18 protein-coding genes and 1 tRNA gene are annotated in these 18,621 nt (G+C 70.9%); 15 read left to right on the forward strand and 4 right to left on the reverse strand.

Annotation, left to right across the window (positions count from 1 at the left end):
- Window positions 1–3: 3 nt before the first annotated feature.
- Both ACQEUX_RS30610 and ACQEUX_RS30615 read right to left on the reverse strand, forming a co-directional pair.
- Window positions 4–807, reverse strand: coding sequence for an RNA polymerase sigma factor SigF (locus ACQEUX_RS30610; protein ID WP_433055831.1), 804 nt, complete (start codon window positions 805–807; stop codon window positions 4–6).
- Window positions 808–1,050: 243 nt separating this feature from the next.
- Window positions 1,051–1,236, reverse strand: coding sequence for a hypothetical protein (locus tag ACQEUX_RS30615; RefSeq protein WP_433055834.1), 186 nt, complete (start codon window positions 1,234–1,236; stop codon window positions 1,051–1,053).
- A gap of 315 nt (window positions 1,237–1,551) precedes the next feature.
- Here ACQEUX_RS30615 and ACQEUX_RS30620 point away from each other — a divergent pair, with 315 nt between their 5' ends.
- Window positions 1,552–3,441: a sigma-70 family RNA polymerase sigma factor gene (locus ACQEUX_RS30620; RefSeq protein WP_433055837.1), complete on the forward strand. Its 1,890-nt coding sequence runs from the start codon at window positions 1,552–1,554 to the stop codon at window positions 3,439–3,441.
- 14 nt (window positions 3,442–3,455) lie between these two features.
- Window positions 3,456–4,151, forward strand: coding sequence for a DUF305 domain-containing protein (locus ACQEUX_RS30625; RefSeq protein ID WP_433055840.1), 696 nt, complete (start codon window positions 3,456–3,458; stop codon window positions 4,149–4,151).
- On the opposite strand, the gene ACQEUX_RS30630 is transcribed toward ACQEUX_RS30625, so the two are convergent.
- The gene (locus ACQEUX_RS30630) at window positions 4,108–4,668 is read right to left on the reverse strand and encodes a GNAT family N-acetyltransferase (protein ID WP_433055843.1); all 561 of its coding nucleotides are present in this window, start codon (window positions 4,666–4,668) and stop codon (window positions 4,108–4,110) included. The two genes, ACQEUX_RS30625 and ACQEUX_RS30630, sit on opposite strands and share 44 nt — an antisense overlap.
- A gap of 80 nt (window positions 4,669–4,748) precedes the next feature.
- Here ACQEUX_RS30630 and ACQEUX_RS30635 point away from each other — a divergent pair, with 80 nt between their 5' ends.
- The 7 genes from ACQEUX_RS30635 to ACQEUX_RS30665 all read left to right on the forward strand — a co-directional run bounded on the left by ACQEUX_RS30635 (window position 4,749) and on the right by ACQEUX_RS30665 (window position 13,880).
- Window positions 4,749–5,459 (forward strand): siderophore-interacting protein, encoded by a 711-nt coding sequence (locus ACQEUX_RS30635; protein WP_433055846.1) that lies wholly within the window; start codon window positions 4,749–4,751, stop codon window positions 5,457–5,459.
- Window positions 5,456–6,715, forward strand: a complete 1,260-nt coding sequence (locus ACQEUX_RS30640) for an MFS transporter (RefSeq protein ID WP_433055849.1) — start codon at window positions 5,456–5,458, stop codon at window positions 6,713–6,715. The genes ACQEUX_RS30635 and ACQEUX_RS30640 overlap by 4 nt, the downstream gene beginning before the upstream one ends.
- Window positions 6,716–6,786: 71 nt before the next feature.
- Window positions 6,787–7,956 carry an ATP-grasp domain-containing protein gene (locus ACQEUX_RS30645; protein WP_433055852.1) on the forward strand — a complete coding sequence of 390 codons (1,170 nt, stop codon included), beginning with the start codon at window positions 6,787–6,789 and terminating at the stop codon, window positions 7,954–7,956.
- Window positions 7,953–9,578: an IucA/IucC family protein gene (locus ACQEUX_RS30650; RefSeq protein ID WP_433055855.1), complete on the forward strand. Its 1,626-nt coding sequence runs from the start codon at window positions 7,953–7,955 to the stop codon at window positions 9,576–9,578. The genes ACQEUX_RS30645 and ACQEUX_RS30650 overlap by 4 nt, the downstream gene beginning before the upstream one ends.
- Complete coding sequence (locus tag ACQEUX_RS30655) at window positions 9,575–11,173, forward strand: IucA/IucC family protein (protein ID WP_433055858.1); 1,599 nt, start codon at window positions 9,575–9,577, stop codon at window positions 11,171–11,173. The genes ACQEUX_RS30650 and ACQEUX_RS30655 overlap by 4 nt, the downstream gene beginning before the upstream one ends.
- Window positions 11,170–12,312, forward strand: a complete 1,143-nt coding sequence (locus ACQEUX_RS30660) for an alanine racemase (protein WP_433055861.1) — start codon at window positions 11,170–11,172, stop codon at window positions 12,310–12,312. The genes ACQEUX_RS30655 and ACQEUX_RS30660 overlap by 4 nt, the downstream gene beginning before the upstream one ends.
- A 293-nt stretch (window positions 12,313–12,605) precedes the next feature.
- Window positions 12,606–13,880 carry a cellulose binding domain-containing protein gene (locus tag ACQEUX_RS30665; RefSeq protein WP_433055864.1) on the forward strand — a complete coding sequence of 425 codons (1,275 nt, stop codon included), beginning with the start codon at window positions 12,606–12,608 and terminating at the stop codon, window positions 13,878–13,880.
- Window positions 13,881–13,947: 67 nt separating this feature from the next.
- Here ACQEUX_RS30665 and ACQEUX_RS30670 read toward each other — a convergent pair whose 3' ends face one another.
- Window positions 13,948–14,664 carry a GAF and ANTAR domain-containing protein gene (locus ACQEUX_RS30670; RefSeq protein WP_433055867.1) on the reverse strand — a complete coding sequence of 239 codons (717 nt, stop codon included), beginning with the start codon at window positions 14,662–14,664 and terminating at the stop codon, window positions 13,948–13,950.
- A 391-nt stretch (window positions 14,665–15,055) separates the two neighbouring features.
- Here ACQEUX_RS30670 and ACQEUX_RS30675 point away from each other — a divergent pair, with 391 nt between their 5' ends.
- From ACQEUX_RS30675 to ACQEUX_RS30700, 6 genes are all read left to right on the forward strand, one after another.
- Window positions 15,056–15,430 carry an STAS domain-containing protein gene (locus ACQEUX_RS30675; RefSeq protein ID WP_433055870.1) on the forward strand — a complete coding sequence of 125 codons (375 nt, stop codon included), beginning with the start codon at window positions 15,056–15,058 and terminating at the stop codon, window positions 15,428–15,430.
- Window positions 15,431–15,473: 43 nt separating this feature from the next.
- Window positions 15,474–15,878 carry a hypothetical protein gene (locus ACQEUX_RS30680; RefSeq protein WP_433055873.1) on the forward strand — a complete coding sequence of 135 codons (405 nt, stop codon included), beginning with the start codon at window positions 15,474–15,476 and terminating at the stop codon, window positions 15,876–15,878.
- A gap of 83 nt (window positions 15,879–15,961) precedes the next feature.
- On the forward strand, window positions 15,962–16,636 hold the full coding sequence (locus ACQEUX_RS30685; RefSeq protein ID WP_433055876.1) for a DUF6766 family protein: 675 nt from the start codon (window positions 15,962–15,964) through the stop codon (window positions 16,634–16,636).
- A gap of 244 nt (window positions 16,637–16,880) precedes the next feature.
- Entirely contained in the window at window positions 16,881–17,723 is an 843-nt protein-coding gene (locus ACQEUX_RS30690; protein ID WP_433055879.1) for an oxidoreductase, read from the forward strand.
- An 87-nt stretch (window positions 17,724–17,810) separates the two neighbouring features.
- Window positions 17,811–18,221: an ester cyclase gene (locus ACQEUX_RS30695; RefSeq protein ID WP_433055882.1), complete on the forward strand. Its 411-nt coding sequence runs from the start codon at window positions 17,811–17,813 to the stop codon at window positions 18,219–18,221.
- 243 nt (window positions 18,222–18,464) lie between these two features.
- Window positions 18,465–18,537 (forward strand) — tRNA-Arg (locus ACQEUX_RS30700).
- Window positions 18,538–18,621: the final 84 nt, after the last annotated feature.

Consider the following 18,621-nt stretch of genomic DNA (forward strand, 5'->3'; position numbering starts at 1 on the left):
ACGTCACGCGCTCCGGTCGGAGAGGTGATGACGCAGCGTGGCCAACGATCGGGTGATCAGGCGGGAAACGTGCATCTGCGAGACGCCGATCCGGTCGGCGATCTGGGTCTGGGTCAGGTTGCCGTGGAAGCGCAGGCTCAGGATCTGGCGCTCACGCTCCGGCAGCGTCGCGAGGGCCGGGCCGAGGGCGACGCGGATCTCGACGAGGTCGAATTCGTTGTCGTCGCCGCCGAGAGTGTCCCCGAGTTCCCGGCCGCCATCGCCCCCGACCGGGGTCGACAGCGACGTCGCCCGGTAGGCGCGTGCACCCTCCAACCCGTCCAGGACGGTCTCCTCGGACAGGTCGAGGTGGGACGCGATGTCGGCCACGGTCGGCGAGCGACCGAGGGTCTGGGTCAGGGTGCTGTTCGCCGCGCTGATCAACAGGTGTAGTTCCTGGAGGCGGCGGGGCACGCGTACGGCCCAGGTGCGGTCCCGGAAGTACCGTTTGATCTCGCCGATGATGGTGGGGATGGCGTACCCGGTGAAGTCGACACCCCGGCCGGGGTCGAAGTGGTCGACGGCCTTGATGAGCCCGATCGAGGCGGTCTGGGTCAGGTCGTCGTCGGACGTGCCGCGCCCGGCGTAGCGGCGCGCCAGATGCCGGGCGAGTGGTAGCCATGCCTCGATGACGCGGTCCCGCAGCGCCGGGCGGTTGGGGTCCTCCGCGGGGGTCGCCGCCATGGCGGCCAGGAGGTCGTCCGGGCTCTGGTCGCTGCTCTCCTGACCGACGCGGGTGCTGGTCGCCGTTCCGACGGTGATGGCCATGGGATCGTCCTTCCCGCACGTGCCCGCCGAGTGGGAATCGATCGGAAGATCTCCGAACCGGCTGCCGCCGGGGCGCACGAACGGGCCGAGTGCGCTGTCGTGAGGCCACGAGCACGGGCCCCACCACCGCGCCATGTCGTTCACGTGACAACCTGGACACTACCCGAACGACCGGCCAACTACTAGCCGAAAGTATGACCCCGCGCTGACGATTGGTGCCTGCGGGCGGCGAGAGTAAGCCGATCAGCCGCGCTGATCCGGGTCGTCGCCGACGGTCGAGGCCTGCTCGGCAGGCTGCACCCCGAACGGATGGCGCAGACGTCGCATGGCCTCCTCGCTGCTGTCGAAGGTCACAGCTGACCCGTCGAGCGCGTCGGCGTTCGACGTGGCGAGAAACAGGGCCGGTCGAGCGTTGTCGTTCGATGTCATGCAGGGTTCCTGTCTTCCGGGAAAAATGCGTCTCGGCCCCGGCAACTCTCGCCGCGCGACCTGGAGACATTGCGGCGCTCACACTGGCGCCCGATCAGGTGTCTCGTTCACGGGCGAGCGCCCGGCGACACCGACACCCCGCACCATACCCGGCGTCGTCGCCCCTCATGCCCCTCCGGCGGCCCCGGGTGCCATCCGACCCACCGGCGGGCCGAGAATTCTGTAATCCACTCCGCTGGTCCCAGTCTCCGATCCTGAGGACGGTCAGCGCACACAGCGCTGGCACCGCGGATGAGCGCGCAAGGAGTGACACCCATGTCGTCAGCCGGTCGGGCGCTACCCGATGCCGGGTTGGTCGTCGCGGCCCGACAGGGCGACCAGCGCGCTCTCGATGACGTCGTCGCGGCCTCGCTCCCGCTGGTCTACAACATCGTCGGGCGTGCGCTCCGCGGCCACGCCGACGTCGACGACGTGGTCCAGGAGACGTTGGTACGGGTGATCCGGTACCTACCCGCGCTCAACGACCCGGCGGCCTACCGGTCCTGGCTGGTGGCGATCACCATCCGTCAGGTGCGCGACTGGGAGCAGCGCCGACGCGTCGCGCTCAACCGAGACGCCGGGCTCGACGCGATCCACAACGTGGCCGACCCCGCCTCGGACTTCGCGGGGATGACCATCCTCCGACTCGGCCTCACCGACCAACGACGCGAGGTCGCCGAGGCGACCCGCTGGCTCGACCCGGACGACCAGGAGTTGCTCTCGCTGTGGTGGCTGGAGGAGACCGGCGAACTCACCCGGACTGAGGTCGCGGACGCGCTCGGGCTGTCGCCCGGGCACGTCGCGGTGCGGATCCACCGGATGAAGGAGCAGATCCAGGGCGCCCGGGCCGTCGTACGCGCGCTCCGCGCCCGCCCCGGTTGCCCGGACCTGAGCGATGTGACCGCCGAGTGGGACGGCACTCCCAGCCCGCTGTGGCGCAAGCGACTGGCCCGGCACGTCCGCGACTGCGCGTTCTGTGGGCGCCTCGGCTCCACCCTCCTGCCGATCGACCGGCTCCTCGCCGGCCTGCCGTTGTTGCCGTTGCCGGCCGGTCTCAGTGCCCATTTCCCGAGCGCGGCCGTGCCCCCGGCCGCCTCACAGGCCGTCGGGTATCACCCCCCGGGCCCGACGGCCGGGCACACCGCCGGGCCAACCCCACCCGGCGGTGTGCCCACCGATGCGGGCAACGGCCCGAGCGTCATCGACCTCGCGGTGAACCGGCCCCGCGGCCTCGTGCCATCCCTCGCCGCCGGAGTGGCCGCCGCCGTCCTCGCCATCACCATGGCGGTGGTGATCCTGCCGGAGGATCCGGCCGCACCCTCCTGGGCTGCGCCGCCGCCCCCGCCGCCCAGCGCCGTCGCCTCCCCGAGCGGCGCGGCGTCGCCGAGCGTCCGGCCCTCGTCGAGGGCCCCGGTCGCGCCTGCGGTCAGCTCCGCGCGCAAGGGGGTCGGGGTGTGGAACTTCGCCGGGGCCAGTCAGGCGTTGGCGAACTCCAGGGCCGGCTGGTACTACACCTGGGGCACCCAGCACCCGGGGATCAGCACTCCACGGGGCGTGACGTTCGTTCCCATGATCCGCAGCGCGGAGAACGTCACCGCCGCCGAGTTGGCCCGGGCCAAGGCCGCCGGGCCGTACCTGCTCACCTTCAACGAGCCGGACCTGCCTGAGCAGGCGAACATGACCGTCGAGCAGGCGCTCGACCTGTGGCCGCAACTGATGGCGACAGGAAGCAGGCTGGGCAGCCCAGCGGTGGCATGGGGCGCTCCAGACCCGCAGGGTTGGCTGGACAGGTTCATGACCGGCGCTCAGGCCCGAGGCCACCGGGTGGACTTCATCGCCCTGCACTGGTTCGGCGCCGACTTCACGAGTGCGACCGCGGTCAACCAACTCCGGCAGTATCTGCAGGCTGTCCACCAGCGGTACCGGAAGCCGATCTGGCTGACCGAGTTCGCACTGATCCGCTTCGACGGTGGTCGTCAACAGTTCCCCAGCCAGGAGCAGCAGGCGGCCTTCCTCACCGCGGCAACCGCCATGCTCGGCCAACTCTCCTATGTGCAGCGCTACGCCTGGTTCGGCCTGCCCGCCACCGACAAGGACCGGTCCGGGTTGTTCAGCGATGGCAGCGAGCCGACTCTGGTCGGTCGCGCATTCCAAGCCGCCCGTTGAGCGGAGGCGGACGGATGGACGAACACCAGGTCACGACCGAGCCCCTCTCGTCCGGTGTCCGCGCCTGGCGGATCGCCGGAGTCGTGGCGACTCTGGCCGCGACGGTGCTGACCGTCGGTCTCACCCAGACATGGGGCGGCGCCGACCAGACCGCCGTAAACCCGTCGACTGTCGTCCCCCCGTCCGCCACCGCGCTGCCGGCCGCGCCCGTGGTGCTCAACAGCACCGACGACGCCTTCATCCACCTGTTGATCCCGATGAACGAGGGCGCGGTCGCACTGATCGACCACCTCGACACCCGGCCAACGGGCGTGAATCCGGCACTGCGGTCCCTTCTCGGCGGAATCCGGGTGGCTCACCAGGCCGAGTTGCGGGACCTGCGCGGGCTGCTGGCCGCAGGCAACGTCGCGGAGCAGAACATCCACGAGGGACATCAGATGCCCGGCATGGTCACCGACGACAGTCTCGCCGAGCTGCGCGCCGCGCCGGACGCCGAATTGCCGTTCCGGGCGAGTGCGCTGATCCGGGCGCACCTCACGCAGACCGTGGTGCTGTGCCGGGGCGAGCAGACCGCCGGGGGCAGCCCGGAGCTGAAGGCGCTCGCCGGCCGGATCCAGCAGGCCCGGACCGCCGAGCTGAGCGCTCTGGACCGTCTCGGATCGGGGGTCAGGCCGACGTCGGGTGGCCCGACTCGAACCGGGCGCGGGTAAGGAAGGCGAGCTGTGCGCGCTTGTCCGGCATATCGATCTCCGAGTCGAAGGTGAAGCCCTCGATCTCCAGCCGGCGCAGCGCAAGGTGGTTGCGGACGTCCGGCTCGACGACGATCCGCTGGGCGGTCGGGTCACTGAACAGAAAGCGGGCGAGAGCGGGGCCGACGGCGTTGGTGAGGCCGCGGGCGAGGCGCCGGTCGGGGTTGAGCAGCAGGTGCATCCCGACGTCGCCGGGCTGCACCGGGTAGCGCTCGCCGACCGGGTCCGCCTCGGGCTGGTAGCTCTGGAACAGACCGACCGGCTCAGCGTCAATCATGATCAGGTACGCGTGGTGCGTCGGCAGGCTGTCGACGAAGGTGTAGATCTCGCGTACCTGTTCCAGGGTGTGCGAGCCCATGCCCCAGAAGGAGTTACGGGGACGGGTCACCCAGCCGTGCAGGAGTACGGCGTCCCGGTCCGGGCGCACGGTCACCAACGACAACTCACCGAGACCGGCGATCTTCTCCTGGTACGTCATCGGGTGCTGTCCTCTGTTTATCCGTGCCGAGACTTAGGTTACCCTCACCTAACCAAGGATGACCTTACCTGGAGGGGTGCGTGAAAAGGAACTGGGAGGCCCTGGTCCTGAAGGCCATGGGAGGCCGGGACTTTCGGTTGACCGTGTTGGGCACCGAGTCGATCGACGGGCACTACCAGCGGCTCCTCCTGGACGGAGGTGGCCTGCTGGAGGCGTGCGGGGTGCACCCCACGATGTGGATCCGGCTGTGGTTCGACAACGACGGCCGGGCGCACCAGCGCGCGTACACGCTGGTGGACCCTGACCCGGCCACCGGCCGGTTCACCCTCGAATTCGCCATTCACGACGGCTGCGCCGCCCGCTGGGCCACCACCGCCCGGGTCGGCGACACCATCGGCGCGACCGTCCAGGGCAGCGCGTTCCAGCTGCCCGACCCCGCGCCCGGGCACCTCTACCTCGTCGGCGACGCGGCGTCCCTGCCTGCGGTCAACAGCCTGCTCGACGCCGGTGCCGACATCCCGGCTACGGTCTGGCTGGAGTACGCCCACGAGGGCGAGAAGGCTCTCCTGCCGCGCGCCCGCGCGCACCACGACGTCACCTGGGTGCCTCGGCGCGACGCCGGGCAACACCTCGTCGACACGGTCTGCGCCGCCCTGTCGACCAACGGCGCGGGTCACTACTGGGTGGCCTGCGAGGCGGCCACCACCCGTGGCATCACCCGACACATCCGGCGGACGCTGGGCGTGGACAAGGACCGGGTGACCTCGCTCGGCTACTGGAAAGCCGCATGAAGGGCCGACTCGGCACCCTGACCGCGCTGTACGTCACCCAGTACCTCGGCGTCGGTTTCATCACCGTCGGGTTGACCGCCATCCTGCGTGACGGTGGGACCTCTCTGGACACTCTGGCGCTGCTGCAGATCGTCGGCCTGATCTGGCCCGTCAAGTTCCTCTGGGCGCCGATCCTCGACCGGTACGGCTCGCGGCACCGCGGCCACTACCGATCCTGGCTGCTCGTGCTCCAGAGCGCCCTGGTGCTCGCCCTGCTGGCGCTGCTGCCGTTCTCCAGCCCGGCGGACGCGCTCGGGCCGATCATCGCGATCTGTGCCGCGTACGTTCTCTTCTCCGCCACGCAGGACATCGCCGTGGACGCGGTCGCCGTCCGGATGCTCGCCGAGTCGGCCCGGGGGACCGGCAACGGCATCCAGGTCGCCGCGAGCTACCTCGGCAATCTGCTCGGCGGCGGCGCCTGCGTCCTGGTCTACGACCAGTTCGGCTGGGTGCCGGCGATCAGCCTGTTGGCCGCGATGACGGCGGTCGGCCTGCTGGTGGTGTGGCGGTTCCGGGAGCCTCCCCGGACCGATCGGGTCGCGCGGGTCGGCACTGCCTACTGGGCGCTGCTGTCGGTGTTCGGCCAGGCCGGCTGCCGGTGGTGGACGTTCGGTGTGGTGCCGCTGGTCTACGTCGGCGCCGGGATGGCGTACGCCCTGGTGACGCCGGCCCTGGTCGACGCCGGGTGGTCGTTGGGTCGGATCGGCGTCGTGACGGGGGTGGTGACCAGCGCGCCGGCCATCGTGGCAGGTCTGGTCGCGGGGCTCGGGATCGGGCGGTTCGGACGCAGCGGCGTGCTCGTGGTCGGCGGCGTGGCCCTCGCGGTGTCGACCGTGCTGCTGCTGCCGCTGATGAACGGCAGCGCGCCCCTCGGCGGGACGGTTGCCGCGCTCTGCTGTTTCATGGTGGCCTACACCATCGCCAACGTCGTGCTCTACACGGTCAACATGGACTACTCGCGACCCGACACCGGCGGCACCGACTTCACCGTCCTGTCGTCGTTCGGTCTGGTCTGCTCGTTCGTGGCCGCGTCCATCGGTCTCGCGGCCGCCGACCGGGTCGGCTACCCGGGGGTCGCGGTCGCCGCGATCGTGCTGGTGGCCGCCGGGGTGGCCCTCGGCGTCGCGCACCAGCGGCGGTTCCCCCGCACGCCCGGTCCCGTCGGCGGCCCGCCGGCGGAGCACCCCTCGACGGACGGCGTGAAGGCCCTGGCGTGACCACGGCCAATCGGCCATCGGCACGGACAGGGCCCTGATCCCCGACAATCGTCGTAGTCGACGGAGGCGGTATGCGGCTGTACATCACCGCGCTCAACCCCACCGACGCCGTCCTGGAAGGCTTCCTCCCGGCGGCGGCGGCGCTCGGGTTGCCGGTCACCGTGCTGACCGACCGACCCGAGGAATGGTCGGTCGACGTGCCGGTGGCGCGGTGTGCGGTCCGGGAGGCGGCCGCCGTGGTCGCGGCGACGGCATCGACCCGACCGGTGGCGCTACTGTCCAATAGCGACCATCTCCAGGAGGCCACCGCGATCGCCGCACGAGAGCTCGGCCTGCCCGGCAAGGATCCCGACGCCGCCCGTGTCTGCAAGGACAAGGCCGCGGCACGCCGGGCGATCGCGGCTGCGGGGCTCGATCTGGTACGCACCGTCACCATCGACCCCGGTGCCGTGCCAGAGGTGCCGGGCGGGATCTTCCCGGCGGTGGTCAAGCCCCGCGAGGGGGTGGCCAGTGAGGACGCGTACCTGGTGGCCGACCACCGCGACCTGGTCGCCCGGGTCACCGAGATCCGTGCCCGGCGGCCGGACGTGGCCCTGGTGGTCGAGGAGTACCTCGCCGGGGAGTTGCGAACCTTCGAAACCCTCGGCGACGGCGCGGCGGTGGCCTCCCTCGGCGGGTGGCGCACCAGGCTCGGCCCGCCACCGACCTTCACCGAGGAGAGCCTCGACTGGTCGCCCCCGGCGGACCATGCGAGCACACAGTTGCGGGCGCGCCTCGAAGCGCTCGGGGTCGGCTTCGGCGCCTGCCACACCGAGTACGTCATCTCCGACGGCCGGGTCCGACTGATTGAGGTGAACTACCGCCTCATCGGCGACCGGATGGACCTGATCCTCGCCGAGATGCTCGGCGTGCCGCTGTTCGAGTACGTCATCCGGCTGCACCTCGGTGAGCCTCTGGTCGCCCTCGACCTGCCCACCACCGTCGACCGGTACGCCCAGGTCGAGTACGTCTGCGCGGACCGGCCCGGCCGGCTCGCCGCCGCACCCGGCCGGCTGGACACCGTCCACGGCGATGTCCGGCTGGGCTGCCGACCGCTGCGCGAGGTGGGCCGCAGCGCCGACCACACCGGGACGAACCGCGACTACCTCGCCGTGCTGCACGCGATCGGCCCCGACCAGGGCACCGTCCGGGAGGCGCTGGCCGCGTTCCGCAGTGACCTCCAGTGGACCATCGTCGAGTGAGCGACGACTGCGAGCGGGAGGTGTTCGCCCGGGTGCTCGACGCTCTTCTGCGCGAGGACCACCTCGGTCTGCTCAGCAGCGGTCGACCGGGCGGGCCGGGCTGGTGGCAGGTGCCGCATTCTGCCGGCCTGCTGCGGATCCCGGTTCGCGTGGACGGCTTCCAGCAGGGCCTGCGCAGCGCAGCGCCGATGGTGCTGGTGGTCGACAACGGCGACATCCACCGTACCGAGACTGTGGAAGGGCTGTTGACGTTGCTCACCCCGCGCGGCGACGCCGAGGCGGAGGCCGGCTGGCGGGACTTCACCGCCGAGTGCCACGCCGACCTCCGGGCCCGGCGGCTCGCGGCCCGGAACCGACCACGGGTGCTCGCCGAGGTGGCCGCCGAACGCGCTGTCACCCCGACCGGTATGCCGGCGGCCCTCCTAGACGACGTGCTCGCCGCCCATCACGGCCATCCGGTCTACCCCACCGACCGGTGCCGGCACGGCCTCAGCGACGACGAACTGCTCCGGTACGCCCCGGAGCACGCCCCGCGCCTCGCGCTGCGGTGGTACGCCGCCGCGGCCGAGGACGTCCGGCTCACGGGCGCACTCCCGTCCTGGTGGCCGCGCGCACAGCGACCGGATCAGCTGCTGCTGCCGGTGCACCCGATCACCGCGGCACGCGACGCGCTACCGGTGACGGACCTGCCGGTGATCTCCGTGCGGCCCACCCTCTCCATGCGCACGGTGGCGCTCGACCACGACCCGTACCTGCACCTCAAGCTGCCACTGCCGACCGCGAGCCTCGGCGCCCGCAACCGGCGCACGCTCAACCCGGGCTCGCTCGCCGATGGGGCGGCCGTCGCCGGGCTGCTCGACCGGATCGCCAACGCGGAACCCGCCTTCGCCGGCCGGATCCGGCACGCCGACGAGAGCACCTGGGCGGACGTCGACGGCGACGAGCGGCGCGGCTTCCTGCTGCGCCGATTCCCGCGCGATCTGGTCGGCGTCCACGTGGTGCCGGTCGCGGCCCTCGCCGCGGCCGATCCGGTCGCCGGCACGGTCCTCGAACGGATCAGCCCCGAGGGTCCCCTGGTGCTGTTGAGCTCCTACCTGGACCTGCTGCTCGACTGGCACGTCTTCCTCTGGCTACGCCACGGGATCGCCCTCGAGGCGCACCCGCAGAACATTCACCTGCTGGTGCACCCCGGCGGGACGGTCGGCCTGCTCTACAAGGACAACGACGGCGCCCGACTCGACGCGCGGCACGGCGGCCCGACCGGACTCGCGTTGGACGACGACCGGATGTGGGCGCGCGATCCGCAGGAGCTGGCCGACGTGTTCATCACCATCACCCTGCACCTGGCCGCCGCTGCCCCGCTGGTCGCCCTGGCCGCCCGTGGGCTGCCCGTGCCGTCACCCGCCGAGGCGCTGGCGCCCCGGCTCGCCGCCGCCCGCGACCGTTGGGGCGACGGACCGGCGATGCGCACCTTCACCGAGCGGGTCCTGCGGGCCGCCCACCTACCCATCAAGGCGATGCTCACCGCCGGCACGCTGCTGCCCAAGCAGCGGCTGGGCTGTGCCGACATCAACAAGTACTACCTGCGTACCGGCCCGAACTACCTCCGGGAGACACGATGACGAGCGCCCAGGTGTGCTCCCGGCCGGCCACCGACACCGGCCAGCTCGCCGACCTGGCCGCCGCCCACACCGTATTCGGCTGCCTGATGCGCGAGCTCGCCCTGCCGGACGGCGTCTCAACCGTGGTCGACGGCACCGCACGCCTGCTGCTGCGGCACCTCGACGTCACACTGCGCTGCGCCGTCACGCGGGACTCACCGCTCGGCGCGCACCGCTACGCCGGCCCGGTACAGCGGATGACCGACGGCGGACGGTGGGAGGACCTGGACGCGGACCGGCTGGCCAGCCTGGTCGCGGCGGAACTCGCCACTCGTACCGGCCTGGTGAACGACGAGTTCGTCGGGCAGGTCCGGGCCAGCCGGGACACCGTGGCCCGGCTGCTGGCCGACCGGCCGGCCCAGGATCCGACCCCCACCGGCGAGCCCGCCATCGACGCGTACGTCGACTCCGAGCAGTCACTGGTCTTCGGCCACCCGCACCACCCCACCCCGAAGTGGCGCAGCGGTGACCCGGACAGCTGGCGGGCGTACGCGCCGGAGCTGCGCACGTCGTTCCGGCTGCACTGGCTCGCCGTACCGGATGACCTGGTCGTCGGCGCCGGACCGTTCGATCCGCTGGTGGCCGCCCTCGGCCCGCCACGGCCCCCGCGAGGGCACCGTGTCCTGCCGGTGCATCCCTGGCAGCTGTCGCTGGTCCCGCCGACGCACCCACGGCTGCGCGACCTGGGCGAGGCCGGTGTCCAGGTACGGCCGACGGCGAGCGTCCGCACCCTCTACGCCCCCGAGGCGGACCTGTTCGTCAAGACCAGCCTGCACGTACGGATCACCAACTGTCTCCGCAAGAACGCCCGGTACGAACTCGCCGGCGCGGTGGCCCTGACCGACCTGCTGGCTCGGGTGCCGATGCCCGCCGGGGTCGGGCTGCTCGCCGAGCCCGCCTACCGCACGGTCGACGTCCCCGGCGCGGACGAGGCGTACGGGACGATCCTGCGCACCGGCCTGCGCCCGCACCTGCGACCCGGGGACACCCCGATCCTGGCGGCGGCGTTGGCCGCCGCGCCCCTGACGACACCGGACCCGTTGGCCTGGTGGCGTGCGTACGTCGAGCTGCTGGTGCCGGCGGTGCTGGGCTGTTGGCTCAACCACGGTGTCGTGCACGAGGCGCACCTGCAGAACGTGGTCGTCGTCCTCGACCGCGACCGCCGCCCGGTACGGATGCTGCTGCGGGACCTGGAGGGGGTGAAGTTGGACGCGGATCGGTGGGCCACCTGGCCGGACGGTGTCCCGACGCAGGTCCGCTACGGTCCGCGGTCCGCCCGCCGCCGGATCGTCTACTGCCTGTTCGTCAATCATCTCGGTGGCATCTGTGGGGCTCTCGCCGACGCGCGACCGGGGCTCGAACGGCGGCTGTGGCAGGAGCTGCGTGCCGTCGTCGAGGCGGTGGCAGCCGACCTCGACGACCCGCCCGAGCTGCGTGCGTTGCTGAGCGATGAGCCGTTGGTGGCCAAGGCGAACCTGCTGGTCCGGTGGCGGCGGGACGCGGACCGGGCCGCACCGTTCGTTCCGGTGCCGAACCCGATGGGCGGGCCACGGTGACCCGACCCGTCTACGTCCACGACCTCGACGCGTTGGCCGTGCACGCCTGGTCCATCAGGGACGTACTGCCCGGGCGGGTCGAGTTGCTCTACGCGGTCAAGGCCAACCCGGATCCCGGCGTGCTGCGTACCCTCGCCCCGGTCGTCGACGGTTTCGAGGCCGCCAGCCGTGGCGAGCTGCGGAGACTGGCCGAGGTGCTGCCGCCGCGGGCGCCGGCCGCGTACGCCGGGCCCGGCAAGACCGACGCGGACCTGGCCGCCGCCCTCGCCGCCGGGGTACGCCGCATCCACGTCGAATCGCCCGCCGAGCTTCGGCGGCTCGGCGCGCTGGCCACCGCCACGGGCCGGACCGCCCGGGTGCTGCTGCGCGTGAACCTGCCGGTCGACGCTCCGGGCGCGAGCCTGGTCATGGGGGGCGGCCCCAGCCCGTTCGGCATGGACCCGGCCGACGCGGTCGAGTGTGCCCGCCACCCACCCGCCGGCATCGAGGTACGCGGAATCCACGCTCACCTGGCCAGCGGGCTGGACGCCCCACTCGCCGGCGCGGTCGCCGCCGAGGTGGTCCGCTGGGCCGTCACCGAGGTCGGTGCCGCCGAGGTCGACGTCGGCGGAGGAATGGCCGTCGACTACACCGACCCGGCGGCACGATTCGACTGGGCCGGCTACGGGCGAGCGCTGGCCGACGTCCTCGACGCGTACCCGGGAGTGCGGCTGCGCATCGAGCCGGGTCGCTCGGTCACCGCCTACTGCGGGGCGTACCTCACGGAGGTCATCGACGTGAAGCGCTCCTACGGTGAGTGGTTCGTGGTGGTTGCTGGCGGCACCCACCACCTGCGTACACCGGCGGCGAAGGGACACGCGCAGCCGTTCGGTGTGCACCGACGACGCGGCGGCGGCCCACGCACCGACGGGGGGCCGGTCACCGTGGTCGGACAGCTCTGCACTCCGAAGGACGTGCTGTCCCGGTCGACCACCGCGGGCCCGATCGGTGTGGGTGACGTGCTGGCGTTCGCCATGGCCGGCGCGTACGCCTGGAACATCAGCCACCGCGACTTCCTGCTGCACGAGCCGCCGCTGTTCCAGACCGGTGACCCGGGCGCGGTGGCCGCCGAATGGGCGGCCCGACCGCTGCCGTCCTGACCCCGGCCCGGTGGCGGCGGACAGGCCGCATGTTATCGATAACATGCTATGTTTTCCCCGGGAGCGAAGGGCACGCTCCCGGTCACCGATGGGTGACCAGTCCGGGCCACACCGTCGATGCCAGGCGACCCCAGTCGGTCGCCGTACGACCTCGCTCCGGCCACATGCCCATCTTCCGAAGCCCTGCCGCAGGCAGCCCTCGGCGCGACCCGGTTCCTGGGCTCAGGTGGACCGTGGGCGACCGGCATCGCACCACCACCGGCACCTGACGCCCGATCGCAAGGAGTCACGTAATGGCGAAACGTAGGCACCTATTCACATCCATCGCGGCCGCGGCGATTCTCCTCGCGGCCACGGCCGGCGGCACACTGGGCGGCGGCTTCCGTGGAGCGGCGGTGGCGGCGACGAACGGCACCCTCGCGGCGACCGCCGGCTGCGGCAAGGCTCCCACGTTGACCAGCGGAACGCGCACGATTCAGAGCAGCGGACAGAGCCGTACCTACAACCTGCGGATCCCGGACGGGTACGACAGGAACCACCCCTACCGACTGATCTTCGGCTTCCACTGGTTGAACGGCTCGGCCAACAACGTCACCTCGGCCGGCTACTACGGGCTGCAGCCCCTGTCGAACAACAGCACGATCTTCGTCGCGCCGCAGGGCCTCAACGCCGGCTGGGCCAACACCAACGGCCGGGACCTGACCCTCTTCGACGACATCTCCCGGCAGATCGAGAACGACCTCTGTGTCGACACGAGCCAGCGCTTCGCCCTGGGCTGGAGCTACGGCGGGGCCATGAGCTACGCGGTGGCCTGTGCCCGGCCCGACGTCGTCCGCGCGGTCACCGTCCTGTCCGGCGCCAACCTCAGCGGATGTAACGGCGGCACGCAACCCGTGGCCTACTTCGGTATCCACGGCACCTACGACAGCGTGCTGAACATCTCCCAGGGCCGGCAACTGCGCGACACGTTCGTCAGGAACAACGGCTGCACCGCGCAGAGCCCGCGCGAGCCGAGCCGGGGCAGCCTCACCCACATCACCACCGCCTACGCCGGATGCCGAGCCGGTTACCCGGTGCAGTGGGCGGCCTTTGATGGTGACCACACCCCCAGCCCGGTCGACGGGTCCGGCAGCCCCAACGACTCCCGGACGTGGACCTCGGGTGAGATCTGGAGCTTCTTCAGTCAGTTCTCGTCGACCACGCCGCCCACGACCCCGCCGCCGACCACGCCGCCACCCACGACTCCGCCGCCGACCGGCGAACCGGGCACCTGCGCCGCCACCTATCGGGCGGTCAACAGTTGGCCCGGCGGCTTCCAGGGTGAGGTGACCGTGGCCAACAGCACCGCCACGACACTGAACGGCTGGACCGTGGGTCTGACCCTGGCAAGTGGCCAGGCCATCAGCAGCCTCTGGAACGGAACCAACACGGGCACCACCGGCAGCGTCACCGTCAGGAACGCCGCGTACAACGGCACAGTGGGCGCGAACGCCTCGACCACGTTCGGGTTCACCGCGACCGGCGACGGCGCCACCCCACCCGGCAACATCAGCTGCACCAGTCCCTGATCGGGGCAGTGACAGGGCCCGGAGTCAACTGGCTCCGGGCCCGCGGGTGACGGTTGCCGACGCGGGATCAGGACGTCGACGGACCTTTGGCGGCCCGGTCGACGAGGGCCTGGGCCACGTCGCGGACCTTGCGGTTGGAGTCCTGCGAGACCTTTGACAGGATCGCGAAAGCCTCAGCCGGGCTGCAGCGACGTTCGGCCATCACGATGCCCTTGGCCTGCTCGATGACCGCACGGTTGGCCATCGCCTCCTGCATCTGGCGGGCAAGGGTGGCGGTGCTGTCGTAGAGCTGCGCGTTGGCCAGGGCGACCGCGGCGTACGCGGCGAAGGTCTCCAGCACCGCCACCGTGTCGTCGTCGAAGGCATGCGGTGTGCCCGCGTAGACGTTGAGCGCTCCGACGACCGCCTCCTGCATCGGCAGCCCGATCGACACCGAACTTCCCACCCCCGCCGTGCGGCCGCGTTCGGCCCAGGCGGGCCACCGGTCCTCGGTGGCGAGATCGGGCACGGCGAGAACCTCACCCGCGGTCGCGGCCTCCAGGCAGGGGCCGGACCCCTGCGCGTACTGCCGCTCGTCCATGTCCTGGGCCAACTCGTTGGTGAACACCGCAGTGTGGGCGGTCCCGCCGCGCACGAGTGTCACCGAGACCTCCACCGGCACGGGGAGTACCCGCTTGGCGAGTTCAGCGACGCGCTGCAGTACGTCATCGAGACCGACCTCGCCGAGCTTGATACGGCCGAGTTCGGCGAAGGCGTCAGCGGGGTCCGTCGGTGAGTGGGTCACGGCACCAGGTCCTCACGGCCGGCACCCAGCCCGACGACGAGACATCAAGGAGGGCGCGGGGATGGCAGCCCGCATCTCAGGGGCTGCTGTACGGGCCCGCTGTGGGGCGGAGCCGGGACCCACGCCAGTGTCTTGACGCCGGTTCGCCACGTCCGATGGGCGGACGTGAGCTACAGACCCGTCAATGTACCCCCGGTCGCCTGGCAGCTGCTCCGGCGGACGTCACTCGGCAACGACCAGCGCCTGGGGCGCGGCGGCACCGCGGGTCGTGCCAACGGCGGACATGGTGGGTAGGGTGGTCGGCGGGTCAAGACATGCGCCCAGGTCCGCCGACCGCGCTCAGACGCCGCGGGAGGGTCCGACTCACCGATGCACCGTCGGGAGGCATGTCATGTCCATCCTCGCTGGGTCCACCCGCCACCGCGCGCAGCTCGCCGAACCGATCATGACGCTGGGCCTGGCCACCCAAGGATCGGCGTCACTGGTCACCGTTCGTGGCGAGGTCGACATGAGTACCGCGCACCTCATCAGTGAGCTGGCGGAACACCTGATCGCTCAGCATCCGGTACGGCTCGTGCTCGACCTCTCGCGAGTGACCTTCTTCAGTGCCCACGGCATCAGCGCCCTGCTGCGAACGCGGCGCGCCGCCACCTGCGCCGGGGTCGACCTGATCCTGGGCGATGCCGCCCCGTGCGTCACCTACCTGCTCGCGGTTGCCGGAGTCCGGATGAACCTGGTCATATCGGAAACCGATGCGAGTCGGTGACTCGATTCCGATTGGGAAGCGCCGAGCGGGGGAAGTGCGCTCCATGAGGTTTGCAGGTGCGGCGGTAGGCACAGCCCTCGCCGTGGTGACCGTGGCAGGGTGCGGTTCGGCGACCGACCGCGGTGACTCGGCGGCTGCCGCTGCCGTGCGGATGTTGAGCGCCACCGGCGCGAAGGACGGAACTGCCGCCTGCGCTCTGCTGGCACCCGACACCGCCGCTGAGCTGGAACAGTCCGCCGACAAGCCGTGCGCGGAGGCAGTCCTGGCCGAGGGCCTGCCCGAACCGGGCGCGGTGGTCGGCACTGACGTGTACGGCCAGCGGGCGCAGGTGCGGCTCAGCGGCGACACCGTCTTCCTCGCCGTCTTCCCCGGCGGCTGGCGCGTGGTCGCCGCCGGCTGCACCGCCCGAGGTGACAAGCCCTACGACTGCGTGCTGCAGGGAGGCTGAGCCATGCGGCTCCAGTTCGTTCTGCTGCTGCTCGTGGTCGCCGCCGGCCTTGTCTACTTCATCGCGCTGGGGGTGCTGCACCGGTGAGGCGATTCCTGCGCGAGAACTCCCTCGGTCTCGCCTTCGGTCTGTTGTTCGTCGTGACGCTGGTCGGTCAGGCGTTCGCCGGGCACGCCGACTTCAATCAGCGGCAACTCAGCGAGGGCCTGTCGCCCGTGTCGCTCGGCCGGTATGTCACCTCGGCGAGCTTCGCCGTCGACGTCACCGAGAACTGGCAGTCGGAGTACCTGCAGTTCTTTCTCTACATCTTCCTGACGGTCTGGCTGCTGCAGAAGGGCTCACCGGAGTCCAAGGAACTCCACAAGGCCGGCCGCGAATCGGATGAGGACCAGATGGTCGGTGCCCACGCCACCGACACGTCCCCAGTGTGGGCGCGTGTCGGCGGCCTGCGGGGCGCCCTGTTCTCCCACTCGCTGGGCCTCGTCATGGGCGTGATCTTCCTGCTGTCGTGGCTGGCCCAGTCCATCAGCGGGGTCGCCGCGTACAACGAGGAGCAACTCGGCAACCTCCAGGATCCGGTCTCCTGGGACCGGTACCTGCTCCAACCGGACTTCTGGAACCGCACCCTGCAGAACTGGCAGTCGGAACTACTGGCCGTCACGTCGATGGTGGTCCTGTCGATCTATCTGCGGCAGCGGGGGTCATCGCAGTCCAAGCCGGTCGGGGCCGCGCACGCCGCCACCGGCGTGGAGGGCTGAGCCGGCGTACGCCGGGCGGCATCCGCGCCTCTCCAGCGGTGGTGCCCGCCCTTGTTCTGGCGTCGTGTGTGGGCCCCCTGATTGAAATGGCCTAGCTCATAAAGACCTTTACGGCGGTGGCGGCAACCTGCTACAACTGTAAGCGCCAAAAGGTAGTCGACGCTTACGAACGCGCCCGCATCCTCCGTCGGACCTCCGTCCGCTGTGGATTGGTCGGCGCGTCCGCCAGGGAGGGGAGAGAGCGATGAGTGTCTGGTTCGTCACGGGCGCGTCCCGAGGTTTCGGTGCGTACGTCACCCGGGAGGCGCTGAGCCGGGGGCATCAGGTGGTCGCGACGGCGCGTAAGCCGGAGGCGGTGACCGCCGCCTTCCCGGATGCGGGTGACGACCTCCTCGCCGTGGCGCTGGACGTCACCGACGAGCGTCAGGCCCTCGACGCCGTACGGGCGGCCATCGACCGGTTCGGCCGGATCGACGTACTCGTCAACAATGCCGGGTCGGGCCTGCTCGGCGCGGTGGAGGAGTCGAGCGACGCCGAGGTCCGCCAGCAGTACGACATCAACGTCTTCGGTCTGCTCGCGGTCGTGCGAGCGGTCGCACCCGAGATGCGTCGCCAGGGTGCCGGGCACATCGTGAACATCAGTTCCCTGCTCGGCGTCATCGGCCTCCAGGGCTACGGGGTGTACGGCTCGACGAAGTTCGCGGTGGAGGGCCTCACCGACGCGCTGCACGCCGAACTCGCCCCGTTCGGGGTGAAGGTCACGGCCGTGGAACTCGGCTACTTCCGTACCGACTTCATCTCCGACCGGAGCCTGCGCTACACGGCGAAGCCGCTGGACGCCTACGCCACCGGGCCGGTGGAGGAGATGCGGCAGCTGACCGCGCGGTTCGTCCAGCCCGGCGACCCGGCCAAGGCCGCCAGTGCGATCGCCGACGTGGTCGAGTCGGGGCGGGCCCCGGTGCGGCTGCCGCTGGGGCGGGACGCAATCCAGAACATCGAGGCCAAGATCGCAAGCATGCGGCAGGATCTCGCCGAATGGCGTGGGCTCGCCGAAAAAACTGACCACGACGATGTCCAGGTGGCCTGAGAACGCGGGCGGAGAAACAGCCCCCGCGCACCCGGAGACCAAAGCCGCAATGGCTCCGTGCCCCCGCCGAAACGCAAGGAGAAACTGATGGGCGAGCCCACCAACACCGATATCGTGTACCGATTCGTCGCCGCGTTCAACGATCGCGACCCGGGAGCGTACGACGCGCTTGTCAGGTCCGATGTGGTCGACCATCATCTTCCGCCAGGGCTGCCGGCTGGTGCCGAAGGGGTCAAGCTGTTCGTGACCGGGCTCTGGCAGACGTTCGACGCGCGGATCATCGTCGACGACATCGTCGCGTCGGAAGATCTGGTCGCGTGCCGCTGGACGTTCACCGGCACGCACATCGGTGACTTCAACGGGATAGCCGGCACCGGCCGGACCTTCTCCGTACCGATCATGACCTTCGACCGGTTTGTCGGCGGCCGGATCGCCGAACGCTGGGAGGCGTTCAACATGCTCGACCTGCTCCAGCAGATCGAGGCCGTACCGGTCTGATCCACCAGATGCGATGGTCGGCCAGTCGGGGTGACTGGCCGGCCATCGGTCGTGGTGGTGGCGGGCTCGACCGCCGGACCAGCTCGCACGGGTCACCGTGGCCGGCCGCCGGTCGCCAACCGGGTCCGTGTGCTCCGGGTGTGGTCCTGGGCTGGGAGAAAGGAGGCGCGGGTGACCTGGGTGAACGTGGGCCACTCCCTGCCACCCCAGGTGAACGCTCAGGTCGCTAGACTGGGCCCTCGCGCCCCCGTAGCTCAGGGGATAGAGCATCGGTTTCCTAAACCGTGTGTCGCAGGTTCGAATCCTGCCGGGGGCACCTCGAAGATCATCGAACAGATGGTCTGGCCTGGGGATACGCATTCCGATCGATCGACTGACGCCTTATCTGCGGACGCCGCAC

Source organism: Micromonospora sp. CA-259024 (genome assembly GCF_050936255.1).
Classification (GTDB): Bacteria; Actinomycetota; Actinomycetes; order Mycobacteriales; family Micromonosporaceae; genus Micromonospora.

Coding starts and splice junctions, on each gene's coding strand:
- ACQEUX_RS30610 (WP_433055831.1), bottom strand. CDS start 807: ATGGCCATCACCGTCGGAACGGCGACCAGCACCCGCGTCGGTCAGGAG.
- ACQEUX_RS30615 (WP_433055834.1), bottom strand. CDS start 1,236: ATGACATCGAACGACAACGCTCGACCGGCCCTGTTTCTCGCCACGTCG.
- ACQEUX_RS30620 (WP_433055837.1), top strand. CDS start 1,552: ATGTCGTCAGCCGGTCGGGCGCTACCCGATGCCGGGTTGGTCGTCGCG.
- ACQEUX_RS30625 (WP_433055840.1), top strand. CDS start 3,456: ATGGACGAACACCAGGTCACGACCGAGCCCCTCTCGTCCGGTGTCCGC.
- ACQEUX_RS30630 (WP_433055843.1), bottom strand. CDS start 4,668: ATGACGTACCAGGAGAAGATCGCCGGTCTCGGTGAGTTGTCGTTGGTG.
- ACQEUX_RS30640 (WP_433055849.1), top strand. CDS start 5,456: ATGAAGGGCCGACTCGGCACCCTGACCGCGCTGTACGTCACCCAGTAC.
- ACQEUX_RS30645 (WP_433055852.1), top strand. CDS start 6,787: ATGCGGCTGTACATCACCGCGCTCAACCCCACCGACGCCGTCCTGGAA.
- ACQEUX_RS30655 (WP_433055858.1), top strand. CDS start 9,575: ATGACGAGCGCCCAGGTGTGCTCCCGGCCGGCCACCGACACCGGCCAG.
- ACQEUX_RS30665 (WP_433055864.1), top strand. CDS start 12,606: ATGGCGAAACGTAGGCACCTATTCACATCCATCGCGGCCGCGGCGATT.
- ACQEUX_RS30675 (WP_433055870.1), top strand. CDS start 15,056: ATGTCCATCCTCGCTGGGTCCACCCGCCACCGCGCGCAGCTCGCCGAA.
- ACQEUX_RS30680 (WP_433055873.1), top strand. CDS start 15,474: ATGAGGTTTGCAGGTGCGGCGGTAGGCACAGCCCTCGCCGTGGTGACC.
- ACQEUX_RS30690 (WP_433055879.1), top strand. CDS start 16,881: ATGAGTGTCTGGTTCGTCACGGGCGCGTCCCGAGGTTTCGGTGCGTAC.
- ACQEUX_RS30695 (WP_433055882.1), top strand. CDS start 17,811: ATGGGCGAGCCCACCAACACCGATATCGTGTACCGATTCGTCGCCGCG.